This is a genomic window from Sphingopyxis granuli NBRC 100800 (assembly GCF_001591045.1).
Lineage (GTDB): Bacteria > Pseudomonadota > Alphaproteobacteria > Sphingomonadales > Sphingomonadaceae > Sphingopyxis > Sphingopyxis granuli.
The window spans coordinates 25,130-42,962 of record NZ_BCUA01000030.1 but is presented as its reverse complement, the minus strand read 5'-3'; the positions used below and the strand labels follow the sequence as shown (position 1 = coordinate 42,962).

The window sequence follows — 17,833 nt, the reverse complement described above, 5'->3', positions numbered from 1 at the left end:
CGCTCAAGCGGATATGTGACCCGAAATGTCAGGCGCCGGCACGTCAAAGCTCACGATGATCTTGGCATGTTTCTCGGGATCCGCGAGCGCATCGAAACCAGCTGCGACCCCTTCGGGCGGCACGATTCCGGTCAGGACGGGTGTCACGTCGATCCGACCCTCGGCGATATTGTCGAGCGTGGAGCGGAATTCGCCCGAGGTGTAATTCTGCGCAAAGCAGATATCGATTTCCTTGTTGAAGGCGATCACCTGATCGATCGAGCTCGGTTCCAGGACGTTGCCGACGACGACGACAAATCCGTTACGCGGCAACTCTTCGATGATATGCTGTACGACGCCCGGCCTGCCGACACATTCGAACGCAACCGCGCGCTGCTTCCTGTTGCCGATCCGCGCCCAGACGGACGCCTGCGTCTCGTCAGCAGCATCGACAACGATGTCCGCCCCCATCGCCTCCGCGAAGCGGCGCCGCGCCGGTGAAAAGTCGATGGCGATCACCGGGCCCAGCCCGCGAGCCTTGAGCGCCGCGATCACGGCAAGACCGATGGGACCGCAGCCGACGACCATGATACGGGCATCTTCGGGGACGCGCGCACGCGCCACGGCATGCTCGCCGATCGCGAAGGGTTCGGTCAGCGCGGCGTGATCGGCCGACAATCCGTTGCCGACGGGAAACAGCAGACGTTCCGTCAATACCATCCGCTCTGCAAACCCGCCGGGGAAGCGGTTGGAATAGCCGACATATTCCGCGCCGGCAGGTCCGGTTATATAGGGCAGGCCGACCACCAGCGTCCCCGGCGCGAGCCGCTGGTCCGTGTTCGGACCATGATCCAGTATCTCCCCGCAAAACTCATGCCCGAACACGACATCCGCCCTGGGATCGGTCGGCAGGTGAGAGCCCGAGCGCGTCATCCCATCCAGGAAATTGGCCAGATGATGGCGTGCGTGCAGATCGGTGCCGCAGATCCCGCAGGTGCGGGTCCGCACGAGCACCTGACCTTCACCCGGAGCCGGTTCGGGTTGCTCGGCGACGATGAGTTCGCCGTTTCGGAGGACAACCGCGCGCATCAGCCTTTCCCCGCCGCGGCATAGTGATAATTTGCGATCATAATATGCCTTCCAGTTTCTCGATCGTGACGGGCGTGGCAAGGCATGGGCCAATGAGCCGCGCTCGCGCGCGGATCGTCTCGCGCTTGCCATGCGCCACGGCGGCATCCGCGGACGCATAGATTTCGAGCATGCGGTAGCGGCCGCCCTCGGCGTCGCGCGTCAGGCAATAGAGCAAGGTGTCGGGCTCGTTCGCCCGGACGTCCGCAATCATCGCTTCGATAATCGATCGGAACTCCGCGTCCTTGTCGGGCAGGATATCGAGCGTGACGATCGTCGCGACCTGCGCCATCAGACCTCCCCCACCAGCGCACGCGCCTCCGCTTCCAGCCGCGGGATGTGATAGGCGGGAAACAGGTCCGTCGACGGCACGACGTCGCGCAGAATCTGCCGCGCGACCGTGACCTTGTGCACTTCCGTCGGTCCGTCGGCGAGCCCGAGGACATAGGACATGGCGATCTGGTCCATGAACGGCATTTCATGGCTCACGCCGAGCGAGCCATGCAAATGCAGCGCCCGGCTCGCAACGTCGTGCAGCACGCGCGGCATTGCCGCTTTCACGGCGGCGATATCCTTCCGCACCATCCGATAGTCCTGATATTTGTCGATCAGCCACGCGGTGCGCAGGACGAGCAGGCGGAACTGCTCGAGTTCGGTCCAGCTATCGGCGATCTTCTCCTGCACGGTCTGCTTTTCGGCGAGCAGACCGTCGCGCGTCTGCCGCGACACGACACGTTCGCACATCATTTCGAACGCCTTGCGCGCCTCGCCGAGCGTCCGCATCGCATGATGGATCCGACCTCCGCCCAGCCGCGTCTGCGCGACCGCAAACGCCTGTCCGCGCTTCCCGAGCATGTTCCCGGCCGGAACCCTGACGCCATTGAAACGCAGATAGGCATGCATCGGAACCTTCTCGCCGACGTGGCCGACGTCGCGGACGATCTCCAGGCCGGGCGTTCCCGCGGGGATGATGAACATCGACATCCGCTCGTGGCGCGGCGCGTCGGGATCGGTGACCGCCATGACGATGAAGAAGGCGGCGCAGCTTGCGTTCGAGGCGAACCATTTTTCGCCGTCGATTACCCATTCACCGTCCGTTTCGACCGCTTTCGTCGTGAACAGCGTCGGATCGGCGCCCCCTTGCGGCTCGGTGATCGAGAAGCAGGAGACGATCTCATTCTCGAGGAGCGGTTTCAGGAAGCGGTCCTTCTGCTCGGGTGTGCCGTAATGCGCGAGGATTTCCGCGTTGCCGGTGTCCGGAGCCTGGCATCCGAAGACTACCGATCCGAATTTCGACCGGCCCAATATCTCGTTCATCAGCGCGAGCTTGACCTGCCCGAAACCCTTGCCGCCGAGTTCGGGCCCCAGGTGGCAGGCCCACAGTCCACGATCCCTCACCTGCTGTTGCAGCGGACGGACCAACCTGATGTTTCGCGGGTTGGTCACATCATAGGGATTGTCGAGCACATGGTCGAGCGGCTCCACCTTTTCGCGCACGAACGCCGCCATCCAGTCGAGTTCCGCCTGAAAATCAGGATCGGTTTCAAAGTCCCAGCCCAAATCTGCCTCCATGTTACATATATAAGTAAGTAAATATATCACAAGTTGCGCCTTTTGGCGGCCTGTGCTCAATCGATAGTGGAAAGCGGAGGGTTACCCGCGATTAGTTTCGATGCGCGATCGAAAAGGAAAACCGCCTGCGCATGAAGGCGATCGCCGATCGCAGGATCGGCTTTGCCCGCAAACGACCGCGCATGCGTTCCCTCGACCAATATTCCGAGCCGGAAACATCCGAGCACCGCGTACCAGCGGATGTGCGACAGATCGCGTGAACTGTTGCGTCCATAATGCTCGACCAGTTCCTGGGCCGTTGGAAAACCGATCCACGGATGCGCGCCGACCGTGCCCGAAACCGGGCCTTCGGCACCGGGCCAGGTCGCCACCACCCAGCCGAGATCGACCAGCGGATCCCCGATGCTCGCGAGTTCCCAATCGACGATGGCCGCCAGTTCGGGGCCATCGGGGCGAAACATGACGTTGGAGAGATGATAGTCGCCATGCACGATGCCAGGCGTAAAACCCTGGGGCTTGTGGGCCGAGAGCCAGTCGGCGACCGTCTGGACGCCCGGCAGACCGCTCGCACCCGGCCATCCTTCATACTGCCGATAGTCGTCGAGTTGCTTCAGCCAGCGCGGCACCTGGCGATCGAGATAGCCGTCGATCCGACCGATATCGCCGAGGCCCACCGCAAAGGGATCGATACGGCCGAGCGCCACGATGCCGTCGACGAGCGCGAAGCCCATCGCGCGCTGGATGCGCGCGCTTTCGGCATGAAGGGGCGGCAGACGGTCATGCGCGTTGAAGCCGTCGATCCGCTTCATCACGAAAAAGGATGCGCCCAGCACGTCGTGATCGGGGCAATCGGCGACGATCGGCGGGTGCGGAACATCGCTGCCGCGCAACGCGGTCAGAAAGCGCGCCTCGCGCCGGATCGTGGCATTTCCGTCATATTGGGGAAACAACGGCGGTCGGCGAAGAACATAACGCTCGCCCTCGCGATCGAACGCCAGCAGGATATTCTGGGTTCCCCCCGCCAGAGGCACGACATTTTCCAGCGGCCCCGATCCGACGCCGGCATCGTCGAGCCATTGTTCCAGACGCGCAAGATCCACCAGACGGCTCGCGTCCCGATCGGCTCCGGCATGGCTGAGAAAAGAGTCCGACATCATCTGCTACGTCCCTGCCGTCGTCGCCTGGTCGGCGCGTTGCCGATATTCGTCGCGAAGCAGGCGCTTGTAGAGTTTTCCGGTAGGCTGGCGCGGCAGTTCGTCCCGAAAATCGATTTGCCGCGGCACCTTGAGTCCACTGAGGCTCGCGCGGCAAAACAGCTTCAGTTCCTCAGCGAGCGCTTCGCCGCTGTCGGCGGGGTCGAGCGGCTGCACTACCGCGACCACGCGCTCCCCCATATCCTCGTCGGGTGCGCCGATCACCGCTGCATCCGCCACCTTCGGGTGCGTGACGAGCAGATTCTCGATCTCCTGCGGATAGATGTTCACGCCCCCCGAAATGATGGTGAAGCTTTTTCGGTCGGTCAGGAAAAGATAGCCGTCTTCATCGAGCCGCCCGATGTCGCCGAGCGTCTTCCAGCCCAGCCTGTTGCGGCTTGCCGCCGTTTTCTCCGGATCGAGATGATATTCGAAATCATTGCCGCCCGCGAAGTAGACAAGTCCTTCTTTGCCCACTGGCAGTGGTTCGCCTTCATCGTTGCAGATATGGACCTCGCAGAGCCGCGCGCGGCCGACCGAGCCTTTCTTCACAAGCCATTCCTCGGTCGACAAATGGGTCGTTCCACAGGATTCGGTGCCGCCATAATATTCGTGGATGATCGGCCCCCACCACGCGATCATCGCTTCCTTGACCGGAACCGGGCAGGGCGCCGCGGCGTGAATGGCCGTGACCATCGACGACATGTCGTATCGCGCCCGAACAGCTTCCGGCAGCTTCAGCATCCGCGAGAAATGGGTCGGTACCCATTGCGAATGCGTCACGCGATAGCGGTCGATCAATTCGAGCGCCCGCTCCTCGTCGAAACGCTCCATCAGGATCACCGTGCCGCCCAGACGATGGACGATCGTCGACCAGGACAGCGGCGCGGCATGATAGAGCGGGGCCGGCGACAGATAGACCATGTCGCGCGAACCGCCGTAGAGCGTGAGCATCAATTCGACGAGGTAATTGGGCTCGTCGATCGGGCCGGTCGGCAAGGGATGCTTGACGCCCTTCGGCTGTCCCGTCGTTCCCGACGAATAGAGCATCAGCGCGCCCGGCGATTCGTCGGCCACCGGCTCCGAAGGCATCGCCGCGACGGCATCTTCCCACGACCGAAAGGGCGACTCGATCCCGCCGGCCATATAGAGCGCGATGTCCGCCAGCCGATCGGCCAGCGGAAGCGCGACCGTCTTCAGCGCCGCGGACGTGACCAGAAGCTTTGCCCCGGCATTGCGAACGATATATTCGGCCTCGCCCGCCGTCAGCCTGGTCGAAATCCCGGTAAGATAGAGACCCGCACGCTGCGCCGCCCAGAAGATGGGATAATAGTGCACGCCGTTTTCCATCAGCAGCGCGACATTGTCGCCGCGGCGAAGGCCGTGGCGGCGGAAAAGATGCGCTGCACGGTTGGCTGCCGCTTCCAGTTCGGCATAGCTCACCGCCTCGCCCGAACCGGCCATGATATAGGCGGGCTTGTCGGGCGTCGCGCGGGCATGAACGAACGGATGCATGTCAGCCCAACTCCCCGGTCATCGGCACAGGCAGAAAACGCGCGCCGCAAATCAAGACGGCCCCATCCTCGACCGGCAGCCCGCGACTTCGGGCACGCTCGATCGCGAGGCCCGGCTCGCGCATCGCAAGGGCGGTATAGGCGATACCCCGTCCATGCCGGTCGGTCGGGGTCACGAAACGAATCTCGGCACCGCGCAGCAACTCGATCCGCGGCGGCTCGTCACGGAGCGGCGCCGCGAGGACATGCGACCAGCGGCCCGCCGTGTCGACGGGATCGGCCGACTGGATCGCGACGGCAGCGATACCCTGAACGTCCGCGGTGCGCGCCGCAGGCCAGTTCGCGCCGCCCGCCGGATACCAGTGGCTATCGGCATCGCGCCAGTCCGGAGCGATCGGCGTGGAATCGATCGACGCCAATATGCCCCCGAACTCGCGCGGATGGATATGCGAACATTGGTGGTCCTCGACATCCATGACATCGACGATCTCGACCCCCGCCGCCTGAAGACGCGCGCGATGCGCCAGCGCGTCGGCCGCCTGCACGATGACCATATAGCCGCCATCTTCACCGCGTTTCGCCAGATAGCGGCCGGCCGAGGTGTTCGACTGAACGGGCTGGACCACCTCGATGAAATCGGAGCCCGCCGGCATCACGATATTCTTGAGGCCATAGTGAATGATCTCGGGGTCCCGGAAGGCGATTTTCAGTCCAAACACGGCTTCGAAATCGTCCGCCACCGGCTCGAGATCGGTCGACGCGAAGGCGACCTGTCGCAGCCGATAGTCCGCGCGGCCATTGTCGGCGACCGGCGTCATCGTCCCTGAAACCTGCCGGGGCGCTTCTCGGCAAAGGCGGCGAAAGCCTCCGCCCTGTCTTCGCTGTCGAACAGTTCCAGATGGCGCTCCGTCTCCAGCGCGACATAATCCGCGAAATCCATTCTCTCGGCGGCGAGATAATTGGCCTTCAATCCCCGGAGCGCCAGCGGCGCCATTCCGCAGAGCCGTGCAAGGAGAGCTTCGACTTCGGCCTCGAAAACTTCGTCGGGGAAGAGCCTGGCCAGCAGTCCGATCGCATGGGCCTCTGCGGCGTCGAACTTGCGCGGCAGAAAGGACAGATCGCGCGCGCGCGCCGCGCCGATCAGTCGGGGAAGCGACCAGGGAACGCCCATGTCGCCCGCAACCCCGACATCGAGGAACGCCGTGTTGAAACGAGCGCTGCGGTCGGCGACGCGAATATCGCACGCACACGCATATCCGAACCCCGCCCCGGCGCATCCGCCCCGGATCGCGGCGACCGTGACGGCGGGCATTTCATGGAGCAGAATGCTCGATCGGAAATCTTCGGGCCTGGCATCATCATGCCCCGCCTGAACATCGGGATCGCCATGATAAGCCTTCACATCGGCACCCGGACAGAAATCCTTGCCGTTGCCGCGGATCAGCAAAACCCGGATCGAAGCGTCCCGAGATGTCCGCTCAACCGCGTCGGCGAATTCGGCGGAGGTTTCGTCGGTCAGGCTGTTGCGGGCATGGGGCCGATTGAATTGTATCTGCGCGACCGCATCCCGGCGATCGAAGAGGATCGTGCGATAATCGCTCATGGCAACCGCACCTCCAGCGACCCGAAACGCGGCTCGCGGCGTTCGACGAAACTGCGCGCGCCCTCTTCGGCGTCGGAATGGGCGAGTGCTTCGTTCATCTGCCATTCGCACTCGATCGAGGCCTCGCGCAGGGCGGCCGACCAATGGGCATAGACCTGCCGCTTGATGACCGCCATCGCGCGCGGAGATACGCTGGCGGCGAGTTCCTCCACATAAGCCGCAACATCGTCGAGCAGCGCTTCGGGGTTGGAGATACGATCGGCGAGCCCGATCGCCAGCGCTTCGCGAGCGCCCACCTTGCGCGAACTCCACAGCAGGTCGAGCGCGCGGCTGGTGCCGATCTGGCGAGGCAATATCCAGCTCATCGCATGTTCGGCGATCAGGCCGCGCCGCGAAAAGATCGTCGCCAGATAGGCATCGTCGGCGACGACGCGCATGTCGCACATCATGGCGAGCACGAAACCACCACCGGCTGCCACTCCGTTGACCGCTGCGATTACCGGCTTGGGAACGCGCAGCAGGAAACTGAACAGCGCCGGAAGGTCGCCATCGCGGATATGGTCGCGGCCCTCGCTCTCGCGCCCCTCGGTCACGCTCTGTTCGAGAAGGCTCACGTCGATTCCGGCGCAGAAGGCACGCCCCGTTCCGGTGACGACGATCGCGGTAACCGCGCTGTCCCGTACCGCCTCGTCGATCCGATCCCGAAAGGCCGCCAGCATGTCGTAGGTGAAGGCATTCAGCTTGTCGGGCCGGTTCAGGCGGACAATCGCCACCCTGCCCTTCACCTCATAACGGATATCGTCGTTCACGCTTCGCCCCCGCCGGCCTTGCGCAGGACGATCGTCTGCGGATTGGTATATTCGAGCATGCCGTCGATGCCATTTTCGACCCCCATGCCCGACTGCTTATGTCCGCCGAAGGAAGCGAAAGGCGTCACATGGAGCGCCTCGTTGATCCACACCGTCCCGGTCTCTAGCCGCCCTGCAATAGCGAGCGCGGCTTGCTCGTCCTTCGACCAGACCGATCCCGCCAGACCATAGTCCGACGCATTGGCACGCGCGACGGCTTCGTCGACCGAGTCGAATTTCATCAGCGGCAGAACGGGACCGAACTGCTCTTCCGCGACGATCCGGGCGTCATCCGGCGGATTATCGACGAAGGTGATCGGAACGAAATAGCCGGGCCCGTCCGGCACTTCGCCCGCCGTGCGCAGCGCATAGCCTTGCTGCCGGGCGTCTTCTATCAGATCGACGACCCGCCGATATTGCAGCCGGTTCTGGATCGGCCCGAGGTCGACGCCCTGATGCGCGCCGTTCCCGACCTTCACCGTCGCGGCATAGGCGGTCAAGGCGTCGAGCAGTTCGTCATAGATATCCGCATGGATATAGACGCGCTTGGTCGCGATGCAGATTTGCCCGGCGTTGAAGAAGGCCGCCCAGAACAGCTTCTCGGCAGTGTCACGGACATCGACATCGGGCAGGACGATCGCGGCATCGTTGCCGCCAAGCTCAAGCGTCACACGTTTCAGCGTGGCGGCCGCCGACGCTATCACCTTGCGGCCTGTCTGGGTCGAGCCCGTAAAGCTGATCTTGTCGATACCCGGATGCGCGGTCATCCACGGGCCCAGTTCGTCCTGCCCCGTCACGATGTTGAGCACGCCCGGCGGCAGTACCGCCTGCAACGCCTCACCGATGCGAAGCGTCGTCAGCGGCGTGAAGGGCGACGGTTTCAGCACCATCGTGTTCCCGGCGACCAGTGCCGGTGCGACCTTCCACATCGCCAGCGCGATCGGGAAGTTCCACGGCGCGATTCCGCCGACTACGCCGATCGGCACGAAATGCGTTTCGGACCGTCGTTCCGCGTCATCCTCGTTGACGATCACCGGCGGCGACAGCGTCGACACCGCTTCGCACCAACGCGCGCCGTCGAGCAGATCGGCCTCCGCGGCCGCGTGCGGCTTGCCCTGTTCGGCCGTGAGGAGGTATTTCAGGTCGCCCGCCAGCTCGCGGATCACCTCGCCGATCCTCGCCACCAGCCGCTGCCGTTCGGCAAGCGGCGTCGCCCGCCAAGCCGGAAATGCCCCCCGCGCCGCCTCGACCGCTTCGTCGAGTTGAGCGCGGCTGCAATCGGGTGCGCGGCCGACGACCTCCTCGGTCGCGGGATTGAGGACATCGAACCATGCGGTGCCGGCAACCGGACGGCCGCCGATGGTCATGGCGAAAGCGCCCGGTTCAGTCATTGGCTTCCCCCTTGCCGTGATCGGGAATGAGGACCGCCTTGATGCAGCGCCCCGCATGCTGGTCTTCGATCGCGCGGTTGATGTCCGCCAGCGGATAGGTCGTCACCAGCCGGTCGTATGGAAAGCGCCCGGCCTTGTAGTGCGCGATCAATTCGGGAATGAAGACGTCGGGATCGCTGTCGCCTTCGATGATGCCCTGGACATGATGGCCCGCCAGGATGAAGCTGTTGACGTCCAGTGTGATCGTCGTGTCGGCCGCCTGCGCCGAGACCATGCCGAAATGACCGCGCACGGCGAGCGATGCCAGCACGGCGGCGAACGAGTCCGGCCGGCCGGTGGTGTCGAAGGCATATTCGACCCCATCGGGAAGGATATCCCGCACCGCGGCCGCCACGTCGTTGCCGATCGGATCGATCGCATGCGTCGCGCCGAGTTCGAGCGCGAGATCGCGGCGCGCGGCATGCGGCTCGACCACGATGATCGTGCCGCACCGCTGCACCGCGCCACCCATCACCGCCGCCAGCCCCACCGATCCCCCGCCGACGACGAGCAGCGACGAGCCCGCGGGGCAGGCAAGCGAACGCATCACGCCCCCCGCCCCGGTCTGGATACCGCAGCCGAGCGGCCCCAGCAGTTCGAGCGGAACCTCGTCGTCGTCGATACGCACGACATTGCTTTCATAAGCGAGCGCATATTCGGCGAAGGAGGATTGGCCGAAGAAGTTGGACGAGATCGGCTGACCGTCGAGCCGCACCGCCTTGCTGCCGTCGGGACGCGCGCCGCTCATGTTGAGACCGCCGAAATGCTGGCAATAGCTGGGCATGTGATCGGCGCAACTGCGGCACGCCCCGCACGAACGGAAGCTGAGGGCGACGCGGTCGCCGGGCCCCACTTTCGTCACGGCGGACCCGACCTTGACCACTTCGCCCGCGCCCTCGTGCCCCAGTACGGCGGGCGATCCGATCGGGATGAACTGGTCGCGGGCGATGAGGTCGGTGTGGCACAGGCCGACGCCCGCAATGCGGACGAGGATCTCGTCGGCGCGCGGTTCGTCCAGTTCGACCTCGCTCCAGCCGAATTCGGCAACATCCTCACGCGCGATCGCAGCCTTGCACTTCATCGGTCATACCTCTTCATGATTGCGGCACCTGCCTCGATCTGGGCCGGTCACCGGAATTTTGTCGAGAAGGAAATGCCGAAGGTGCGCGGCATTCCGGTGAAGCGGATATAGCTGTCCTGTTCGCTGTCGGTGTTGGTCCAATAATATTTGTCGAGCAGATTCTTGCCCCACAGCGATAACTTCCAGTCGCTGTCGTTGCCGAAGAGGAAAATCGACGCATCGACCAGCGCGCGCGCGTTGATCGCGAGCAACGGATTCGATTCGAGTTGCCCCTTCGAACCCGACTGATAGTTCACGCCGACCGAGAAGCCCGCGCCCAGCGCATCGGATACGGGCGTCTCATAGTCGACCGAGGCCGTACCCATCCATTTGGGCGAGAGCTGGAAGGCTTCGCCGTCGAAATTGGCGGGTGTTCCGGCCAGCGTGAAGGCCGTGAAATCCTTGACCTCGGTATGCAGATAATTGCCAGAGAGGCGGAAGGTCAGTCCTTCGGCCACCCGCCCGGTCAGATCGGCTTCGAAGCCATAGACGACCGATTTCGGGATATTGACCAGCCGCTGCAAGGTCCCGAACACCGGGTCGAAGACACGCGCCGAAAGCTGCTTGTCGCGATAGTCGTAATAATAGCCGGCCATGTTGAGCTGCAGCTTGCGATCGGCGAGCGAAAGCTTGGTGCCGACTTCATAGGCGAGCACCTCTTCCTGCTTCGCGGGAAGCAGTTGCTGCTCGACATTGGCGGAGCTGAACGGGAACGCCCCCGCCTTGTAGCCGCGCGAGAAAGACGCGTAGAACAGGGTGCCCGGCTGCGGCGTCCAGTTGAGCGTGCCCTTGAAGGAGAAATTATCCTCGTTCAGCGGAATGGTGACCAGTCCCGACGATCCGCTGAAATCATCCTTGTAGGTCAGGCATTGGTCCGGCTGCAGATTGACATTGGTCCCCGTGATCGCTGCAAGCGCGGTGTTCCAGATGGGAGCCGTATTGCCCATGAAATCGGCCGAGCATCCTTCGAACCGCTGCTTTTCCTTCGTGTAGCGCGCGCCGACGATCAGCTTGAACTGGTCGCTCAGTTCCAGATCGACATTGCCGAAGACGCCGAAGGTCTTGTCGCGGATCGCGATGAGCGCCCGATAGGCACGGAAACCGTCCGCGATCTCGTCGGGCGTATAGCTGCTGGGCACGCTGGCGGCCACGGAGCGCAGCAAGCCGATGATCGACATGTCGGTGTCGAACCCGACAAGCTCGTCCTGGACTTTGTCCACGCCATAATAGGCGCCGACGAGCCAGGTCGCGGGGCCATCCTGTCCGGTTATCCGGAACTCCTGCGAGAAGGAATTGATCTTGCCGATGGCATAGCGGCCGGCCGTTTCGAGCTGGGTGCCGCCCTTGTCGGTCATCTGCTCGCGATCGACATGGTTGAAGCCGGTCAAAGAGATGAACTGGTGATTGTCGTCGAGATCGAATTCGGCGCGGCCCGACAGGGCCTGGAAGTTCGCGCTGACGCGGTAAGGCGGACGCTCATATCCGTTGGCAAACGGGCCGGGATAGTCGAGCGGCGTCCAGTCGGCATCGCGGTTCGACTTGCCCGTGATCACGGACGCCGACCCCAGCGGGTTGCCGAACGCGGGCTGCTGCGGGTCATAGGCGATCGCCTGCGGGGCCTGCGTATCCGATCGGTCGCGCCAGAAGCTGCCGGTCAGCGTGAGCTTCACGCCACCCCCGTCCCACGCCAGAATCGCTCGTCCCGCCTGCTGCGCGGCCTTGCCGAGTTCATCGTCGCGGGTGACGCTGCGCTGCCATTCATCGGCCCGGCCATTGACGCGAAGCGCCAAGCGCGCGCTCAGCCCCTCGGCAAGCGGCCCGGTGACATAGGCGGTCGCGTCATAGGCCAGGAAATTGCCCGCCTCGACCGCCACGCCCGCTTCGAACGTGTCGCTCGGCTTCGCCGGCACGAAATTGACGAGCCCGCCCGTCGTGTTGCGGCCATAGAGCGTCCCCTGCGGCCCCTTCAGAACCTCGACCCGCTCCATGTCGAAGAGGATATTGGTACTCATGTAGGGATAGGCGTAGGCGACCTCGTCGACATAGATGCCGACCGGCGACGTCGCCGACATCGAGTCGGTGTTGAAGCCGATACCGCGGATCGTATAGATCGGCGTGCCGCCCGCCGACTTGGCCTCGGTGAAACCGGGGACCACGCGCGTCAGGTCCGCGACGTCGCGGATATTCATGTCGCGCAACTGATCACCCGACAGCGCCGTGATCGAGATGGGGACCTTGTTGACCGACTCCTCGCGGCGCTGCGCCGTCACGATGATTTCGCCGACGCCCGGCGCACCGCCCGACGCGCTCTCCTTCTGCGCCGCCGCGTCCTGCGCGTGGGCGGCATCCCCGGCTGACATCGCCGCGACGGCGACCAACGATACGGCGGCGGCCCTGGACCATCCCGAAAAACGCGTGCTCATCACCCAACCCTCCCATTTGCCTTATCGCATCGATATCCCGACTCGGGTTCGACATTAATAACTTACTTGTGTATGTAAACATGATTGTCAAGACAACTTGAGTCGAGTTAGGCAAAATGCCAGACAGGATGGAGCAAGCTCACTTGCACGGGCAAAGCATGGGGATTTTGACGGGATGGCCGATCTGGCAATGAAGAAAACGACGCGCGCCACGCGCGCGAAAGGGGCGCAAAGCTCGCCCGAAGCCCTGCTCGACGCGCTGCATTCGCTGATGATCGAACGCCGCGGGCTCGATGTGGCGATCGCCGACATCTCCGAACGCTCCGGCCTCAATACGGGACTCGTGCGCTATTATTTCAAAAGCAAGAACGGCATGCTCGTCGCGCTGCTGGACCGCATCGTGAACCTGCCCATCCGCAACCTGCGGGCGCTGATCGACGCGCCGATTACGCCATGGGAAAAGCTCAAGCGGCATCTGAGCGGCCTGATCAACACCCATTACCGCTATCCCTATATGAACGAGCTGGTCGCCTATCTGATCAACGGGACCGACGAAGAGATCGCGAAACACGTCTACACCAGCAGCGTCGAACCACTCCTGATCGCCCAGCGCGCGATCATCCAGCAAGGCGTCGAATCCGGCGAGTTTCGCGACGTCGACCCGACATTCAGCTATTTCACGCTCACGGGCGCGTGCGACTATATGTTCACGGCTTCCTATGTGCATCGCCTGGGCCTTCACGCATCCGAAGTGAGCGACGAAATGCGCCAGCGCTACACCGAACATGTCCTGAATTTCGTGCGCGCCGGGCTGCAGGCCGACGTCGCCGGATAGCAATCCGGAAACCTCGCTTAAAATCTGCGGAAACTTCGCATAGCCTATTGTTACTTACACGTGTAAGGTGTAAAGGATAGGCGGCGCCGCAAAAGAGATTCGCCATGACGGAACGAGGCGGCGCCAATCGTCACGACAGGAAAAGGAGTTGGGAGATGTCGGCGCAAAATCTGGTCACGCAGCCCCAAGAGCAAGGCAATGCGCCGCAATTGCCGGCAGACATGGCGAGCCGGCTGACCGACCCCGCTGTCTGGGCGGACGAGGCGGGCTTGCACGAGTTGCTGGCGACGATCCGCGCGCAATATCCGCTCGCCATTGCGGACGTCCCCGGTTTTCGTCCCTTCTGGGTCGTCTCCAAATATCAGGACATCATGGAGATCAGCCGGCAGAACAGCCTTTTTCACAGCGGCGACCTGTCCGCCGTTCTGATGCCCGAAGAGGAGTATCAAAAGCTCGCTGGAGGCGGCGAAGACGCCGAGAAGGTCCACCGTAGCATCGTCTATATGGACCCGCCCGAACACGGCCGGTATCGGATGCTCACCCAAGCATGGTTCCAGCCGGGCAGCGTCAGGAAGCGCGAAGAAGAGATTCGCGCCATCGCGAAAAAGACCGTCGAACGCATGCGGGCCGCCGGCGGGACATGCGATTTCGTCTCCGACATCGCCGTGCATTATCCGCTCGAGGTGATCATGAACATCCTCGGCATCCCGGACGAGCATTATTCCCGCGTACTTCGTCTCACGCAGGAGGTCTTCTCGGTCGCCGATGAGGAACTGGGGCGCGAAGGCGACGATACCTTCTCCCTCGGATCGGACAATGTCTTCCGGGATTTCAATGCCTTCCTTCGTCCCTTCCACGAGGATCGCAAAGTCAATCCGCGCGACGATGTCCTGTCGATCATCGCCAATGCCCAGATCGATGGACAGCCGGTCCCCGAGATCGAGGCCCTGAGCTATTACGTCACGGTGGCGACGGCCGGCCACGACACCACCTCGTCGACTTCGGCCACCGCGCTCTGGGCCCTGTCGCGGTCGCCCGAGCTGTTCCGCGAACTCAAGGAAGATCCGTCGCGCATTCCGGCGCTGATCGACGAGGCGTTGCGATGGACGACGCCGGTCCGCCATTTCATGCGCAGCGCCACCGAGGATTATGAATTGCGCGGACAGCTGATCCGCAAGGGCGACTGGCTGATGCTCTGCTATCCTTCGGGCAATCGGGACGAGGAGATTTTCGAAAATCCGCAGCAGTTCCAGCCCGGCCGGTCGCCGAACAAGCATGTCGCCTTCGGCTATGGTGCCCACGTCTGCCTCGGCCAGCATCTGGCAAAGCTGGAAATCCGCATCCTGCTCGAAGAACTGCTTGCGAATCTCGACGCGATCGAGCCCGCCGCCCCCCCCAAATATACCAAAGCCATTTTCGTGGGCGGCCTGAAATCATTGCCGATCCGCTACCAGACGGCCTGACCGGCCCTCCGCGCAAGGCGATTGCCTTTTTCCGACATGCGAGACGGGAGTGACTTTCGAACATGAACGCTACATTTGATTTCACCGGCAAGGTGGTCGTCGTGACGGGCGGCAGTCGCGGGCTCGGCCTCGCGATGGTAGAGGGATTCGCCAAGGCGGGCGCGACGGTGGCGATCGCGAGCCGCAAGCTCGACGCCTGCGAAGAGGTCGCCCGATCGATCAGGGATCGCGGAGGAAAAGCCTCGGCTCACCAGGTGCATGCCGGACGCTGGGAAGACTGCGACCGCCTGTTCGAAGAGGTGAAGCGCGACTGGGGCGGGGCTGACATATTGATCAACAACGCCGGCATGTCGCCGATCGCGCCCTCCTCGGTCGAGACGAGCGAAGAGCTGTTCGACAAGATCATATCGGTCAACATGAAAGGGCCCTTTCGACTTTGCAGCCTGTTCGGAGCGGACATGGTCGGGCGCGGCGGAGGGTGCATCATCAACATCTCGTCGACCGGTTCGCTGCGCCCCGAGTTCGGTGCCGCACCTTATGATGCCGCAAAATCGGGCGTGAATATCTTCACGACCACCTTCGCGCAGGAATATGGCCCCACAGTGCGCGTCAACGCCATCGCGCCCGGTCCGTTTCACACCGACGTGAGCAAGGCCTGGTCGCGTTCCGAAGCCTTTACCCGCCACGCGAAAAAGTCGATCCCGCTCGGCCGGGCGGGCGATCCGCCCGAGATCGTCGGCGCCGCGCTCTACCTCGCCAGCGATATCGCCACCTACACCAGCGGCGCGATGATCGTCGTCGATGGCGGCCAGTCGGTGGGCATGATGCCCGGTGCATTCTCCGACTGATCTTTCGCCAGCCAAGGATTTCATCATGGACAACGCCATCCTGCCCCGTAACCGGGCAGCGGACCCCCGCATGCTCGAAAAAAAGGCCGACTGGATTCGCCTGGAAACGATCCGGCTCGTCGAGATCGCCAAAAGCGGCCATTATTCGAGCGTCTTTTCCTGCGCGGAAATGTTCGCAGCGCTCTATTATCACACGCTGCGCCTCAAGCCGGCCGATCCGCGGTGGCCGGATCGCGATCGCTTCCTGCTGGGCAAGGGCCATGCCGCGATCGGCCAATATCCGATCCTTGCCGAACTGGGCTATTTTCCCGAGGACTGGCTCGACACCTATACCCGCCTCGGCTCGCCGCTCGGCGATCATCCCGACATGAACAAGGTTCCGGGCTGCGATTTCTCCTCGGGATCGATCGGTCACAATCTGTCCGTCGGCGTCGGCATGGCGCTGGCCGCGCGACTGCAGCAGCGCGATTTCCTGACCTGGGTCATGATCGGCGACGGCGAACTGGCGGAGGGTCAGGTCTGGGAGGCTGCGATGGCTGCCGGGCACTACGGCCTGTCGAACCTGATCGGGATCGTCGATGCGAACGGCATGGGGCTCGACGGCAACACTGAAGATGTGATGAACATCGAACCGATCGCGGCGAAGTTCGAGAGCTTCGGCTGGTCGACGAACGAGATCGACGGGCACGACATGCAGGCCGTCCTCGCGGCCTTCGACCGCGCCCAGCAAAGCGACCGGCCGCACATGATCGTCGCCCGCACCAAGAAGGGCAAGGGCGTCGGGTTCATGGAAACCACCCCCTATTGGCATCTCGGATTCCTTGGGCCCGCCGACAAGGCGGTGGCGGTCGCCGAAATTCAGGAAAGGCTCGACGCATGACCATCGCCGAACTCGAAAAGCCGCTCGACCCGGCAAGCTGGAATATCCAGACATCGATGCCGAAACTGACGGCGCTGACGATGAGCGCCGAACTCGAAGAACTGGCGGAAAGGCGGCCCGAACTTGTCGTGCTCACGGCCGACCTGGCGTCGTCGAACGGCCTCGATTCCTTTCAGCGCCGTTTTCCGGACCGCTTCATCAATACCGGTATCGCCGAACAGAATATGATGTCGATCGCCGCGGGGCTCGCCGCGTCGGGTCATATCGCCTATGTTTCGACCTTCGCCTCCTTTGCCTCGCTTCTGTGTGCCGAGCAGGTCCGGACCGACCTGGCCTACACCCGGCAGAAAGTCCGCATCCTTTCGCACCATGCGGGCATCTCGATGGGCTTTTACGGCACGTCGCACCATGCGGTGGAGGACATCGCCATAACCCGCGCCATGGGACATATGACAGTGGTCTCGGCGTGCGACGGAAACGCGATCCGCGGGTTGATCCGCAGCACGATCGATATCGACGGCCCGGTCTATATCCGCATCGGTCGCGGCGCGGAAAAGCCCGTCTACGACGACGTGCCCGACTTCACCCACGGCCGCTTCAGGACATTGCGTGATGGACGGGATGCGACGATCATCGCGACGGGGATCGGGGTCAAGGCCGCGCTCGACGCCGCCGACATTCTCGCCGATACGGCGCCCCGGCTTTCGGTTCGCGTCCTCGACGCCGCCTATATCAAGCCGATCGACGCCGATGCGATCCGCGCCGCAGCGCGGGAGACCGGAGCGATCCTGACCGTCGAGGAACATAATCCGCACGGCGGGCTGGGCGGCGCGGTCGCCGAAATACTGGCCGAAGGCGGCATTGCCGTGCGCTTCGCCCGGCACGCGCTGCCGGACGAATATGCCCTCGTCGCGCCCCCGACCCATCTCTACCGCCATTACGGCCTGACCGGAGATGGCATCGCGACGGCGCTCCGCACCCTGATCGGTCGGTGAAG

Annotated in this window: 16 protein-coding genes; 5 read left to right on the top strand and 11 right to left on the bottom strand. The window is 63.4% G+C overall.

The window, feature by feature from the left end; translation table 11 throughout:
• Nucleotides 1–3: 3 nt before the first annotated feature.
• From SGR02S_RS09190 to SGR02S_RS09140, 11 genes are read right to left on the bottom strand one after another with little or no spacing between them, the layout of a single operon-like run.
• The gene (locus SGR02S_RS09190) at nt 4–1,068 is read right to left on the bottom strand and encodes a zinc-binding dehydrogenase (protein ID WP_067108300.1); all 1,065 of its coding nucleotides are present in this window, start codon (nt 1,066–1,068) and stop codon (nt 4–6) included.
• 37 nt (nt 1,069–1,105) lie between these two features.
• Entirely contained in the window at nt 1,106–1,399 is a 294-nt protein-coding gene (locus tag SGR02S_RS09185) for a putative quinol monooxygenase (RefSeq protein WP_067108298.1), read from the bottom strand.
• On the bottom strand, nt 1,399–2,679 hold the full coding sequence (locus SGR02S_RS09180; RefSeq protein WP_156483027.1) for an acyl-CoA dehydrogenase family protein: 1,281 nt from the start codon (nt 2,677–2,679) through the stop codon (nt 1,399–1,401). The genes SGR02S_RS09185 and SGR02S_RS09180 overlap by 1 nt, the downstream gene beginning before the upstream one ends.
• Nucleotides 2,680–2,735: 56 nt before the next feature.
• Nucleotides 2,736–3,836 carry a phosphotransferase family protein gene (locus SGR02S_RS09175; protein ID WP_255211432.1) on the bottom strand — a complete coding sequence of 367 codons (1,101 nt, stop codon included), beginning with the start codon at nt 3,834–3,836 and terminating at the stop codon, nt 2,736–2,738.
• Between the two features lie 3 nt (nt 3,837–3,839).
• Nucleotides 3,840–5,387, bottom strand: a complete 1,548-nt coding sequence (locus SGR02S_RS09170) for an acyl-CoA synthetase (protein ID WP_067108296.1) — start codon at nt 5,385–5,387, stop codon at nt 3,840–3,842.
• A gap of 1 nt (nt 5,388) precedes the next feature.
• Nucleotides 5,389–6,204: a VOC family protein gene (locus tag SGR02S_RS09165; RefSeq protein ID WP_067108293.1), complete on the bottom strand. Its 816-nt coding sequence runs from the start codon at nt 6,202–6,204 to the stop codon at nt 5,389–5,391.
• Nucleotides 6,201–6,989, bottom strand: a complete 789-nt coding sequence (locus SGR02S_RS09160; protein WP_067108291.1) for an enoyl-CoA hydratase/isomerase family protein — start codon at nt 6,987–6,989, stop codon at nt 6,201–6,203. Before SGR02S_RS09160 ends, SGR02S_RS09165 begins: the two co-directional genes overlap by 4 nt.
• A complete protein-coding gene (locus SGR02S_RS09155; protein ID WP_067108289.1) occupies nt 6,986–7,798 on the bottom strand; it encodes an enoyl-CoA hydratase-related protein in 813 nt (270 codons plus the stop codon). Before SGR02S_RS09155 ends, SGR02S_RS09160 begins: the two co-directional genes overlap by 4 nt.
• A complete protein-coding gene (locus SGR02S_RS09150) occupies nt 7,795–9,228 on the bottom strand; it encodes an aldehyde dehydrogenase family protein (RefSeq protein WP_067108287.1) in 1,434 nt (477 codons plus the stop codon). The genes SGR02S_RS09155 and SGR02S_RS09150 overlap by 4 nt, the downstream gene beginning before the upstream one ends.
• Nucleotides 9,221–10,348 carry an NAD(P)-dependent alcohol dehydrogenase gene (locus SGR02S_RS09145; protein ID WP_067108285.1) on the bottom strand — a complete coding sequence of 376 codons (1,128 nt, stop codon included), beginning with the start codon at nt 10,346–10,348 and terminating at the stop codon, nt 9,221–9,223. The genes SGR02S_RS09150 and SGR02S_RS09145 overlap by 8 nt, the downstream gene beginning before the upstream one ends.
• Nucleotides 10,349–10,395: 47 nt before the next feature.
• Nucleotides 10,396–12,810 carry a TonB-dependent receptor gene (locus tag SGR02S_RS09140; protein ID WP_067108283.1) on the bottom strand — a complete coding sequence of 805 codons (2,415 nt, stop codon included), beginning with the start codon at nt 12,808–12,810 and terminating at the stop codon, nt 10,396–10,398.
• Nucleotides 12,811–12,985: 175 nt separating this feature from the next.
• On the opposite strand from SGR02S_RS09140, the gene SGR02S_RS09135 reads away from it, so the two are divergent.
• The 5 genes from SGR02S_RS09135 to SGR02S_RS09115 all read left to right on the top strand — a co-directional run bounded on the left by SGR02S_RS09135 (nt 12,986) and on the right by SGR02S_RS09115 (nt 17,831).
• Nucleotides 12,986–13,645, top strand: coding sequence for a TetR family transcriptional regulator (locus tag SGR02S_RS09135; protein ID WP_067108281.1), 660 nt, complete (start codon nt 12,986–12,988; stop codon nt 13,643–13,645).
• Between the two features lie 155 nt (nt 13,646–13,800).
• A complete protein-coding gene (locus SGR02S_RS09130; protein ID WP_067108278.1) occupies nt 13,801–15,108 on the top strand; it encodes a cytochrome P450 in 1,308 nt (435 codons plus the stop codon).
• 62 nt (nt 15,109–15,170) lie between these two features.
• On the top strand, nt 15,171–15,956 hold the full coding sequence (locus SGR02S_RS09125; RefSeq protein WP_067108275.1) for an SDR family NAD(P)-dependent oxidoreductase: 786 nt from the start codon (nt 15,171–15,173) through the stop codon (nt 15,954–15,956).
• Nucleotides 15,957–15,981: 25 nt separating this feature from the next.
• Entirely contained in the window at nt 15,982–16,836 is an 855-nt protein-coding gene (locus SGR02S_RS09120) for a transketolase (RefSeq protein WP_199775056.1), read from the top strand.
• Nucleotides 16,833–17,831 (top strand): transketolase family protein, encoded by a 999-nt coding sequence (locus tag SGR02S_RS09115; protein WP_076074233.1) that lies wholly within the window; start codon nt 16,833–16,835, stop codon nt 17,829–17,831. The genes SGR02S_RS09120 and SGR02S_RS09115 overlap by 4 nt, the downstream gene beginning before the upstream one ends.
• The last annotated feature ends 2 nt before the right edge of the window (nt 17,832–17,833 follow it).

Coding starts and splice junctions, on each gene's coding strand:
- SGR02S_RS09190 (WP_067108300.1), bottom strand. CDS start 1,068: ATGCGCGCGGTTGTCCTCCGAAACGGCGAACTCATCGTCGCCGAGCAA.
- SGR02S_RS09185 (WP_067108298.1), bottom strand. CDS start 1,399: ATGGCGCAGGTCGCGACGATCGTCACGCTCGATATCCTGCCCGACAAG.
- SGR02S_RS09180 (WP_156483027.1), bottom strand. CDS start 2,679: ATGGAGGCAGATTTGGGCTGGGACTTTGAAACCGATCCTGATTTTCAG.
- SGR02S_RS09175 (WP_255211432.1), bottom strand. CDS start 3,836: ATGATGTCGGACTCTTTTCTCAGCCATGCCGGAGCCGATCGGGACGCG.
- SGR02S_RS09170 (WP_067108296.1), bottom strand. CDS start 5,387: ATGCATCCGTTCGTTCATGCCCGCGCGACGCCCGACAAGCCCGCCTAT.
- SGR02S_RS09165 (WP_067108293.1), bottom strand. CDS start 6,204: ATGACGCCGGTCGCCGACAATGGCCGCGCGGACTATCGGCTGCGACAG.
- SGR02S_RS09160 (WP_067108291.1), bottom strand. CDS start 6,989: ATGAGCGATTATCGCACGATCCTCTTCGATCGCCGGGATGCGGTCGCG.
- SGR02S_RS09150 (WP_067108287.1), bottom strand. CDS start 9,228: ATGACTGAACCGGGCGCTTTCGCCATGACCATCGGCGGCCGTCCGGTT.
- SGR02S_RS09145 (WP_067108285.1), bottom strand. CDS start 10,348: ATGAAGTGCAAGGCTGCGATCGCGCGTGAGGATGTTGCCGAATTCGGC.
- SGR02S_RS09140 (WP_067108283.1), bottom strand. CDS start 12,810: ATGAGCACGCGTTTTTCGGGATGGTCCAGGGCCGCCGCCGTATCGTTG.
- SGR02S_RS09135 (WP_067108281.1), top strand. CDS start 12,986: ATGGCCGATCTGGCAATGAAGAAAACGACGCGCGCCACGCGCGCGAAA.
- SGR02S_RS09130 (WP_067108278.1), top strand. CDS start 13,801: ATGTCGGCGCAAAATCTGGTCACGCAGCCCCAAGAGCAAGGCAATGCG.
- SGR02S_RS09125 (WP_067108275.1), top strand. CDS start 15,171: ATGAACGCTACATTTGATTTCACCGGCAAGGTGGTCGTCGTGACGGGC.
- SGR02S_RS09120 (WP_199775056.1), top strand. CDS start 15,982: ATGGACAACGCCATCCTGCCCCGTAACCGGGCAGCGGACCCCCGCATG.
- SGR02S_RS09115 (WP_076074233.1), top strand. CDS start 16,833: ATGACCATCGCCGAACTCGAAAAGCCGCTCGACCCGGCAAGCTGGAAT.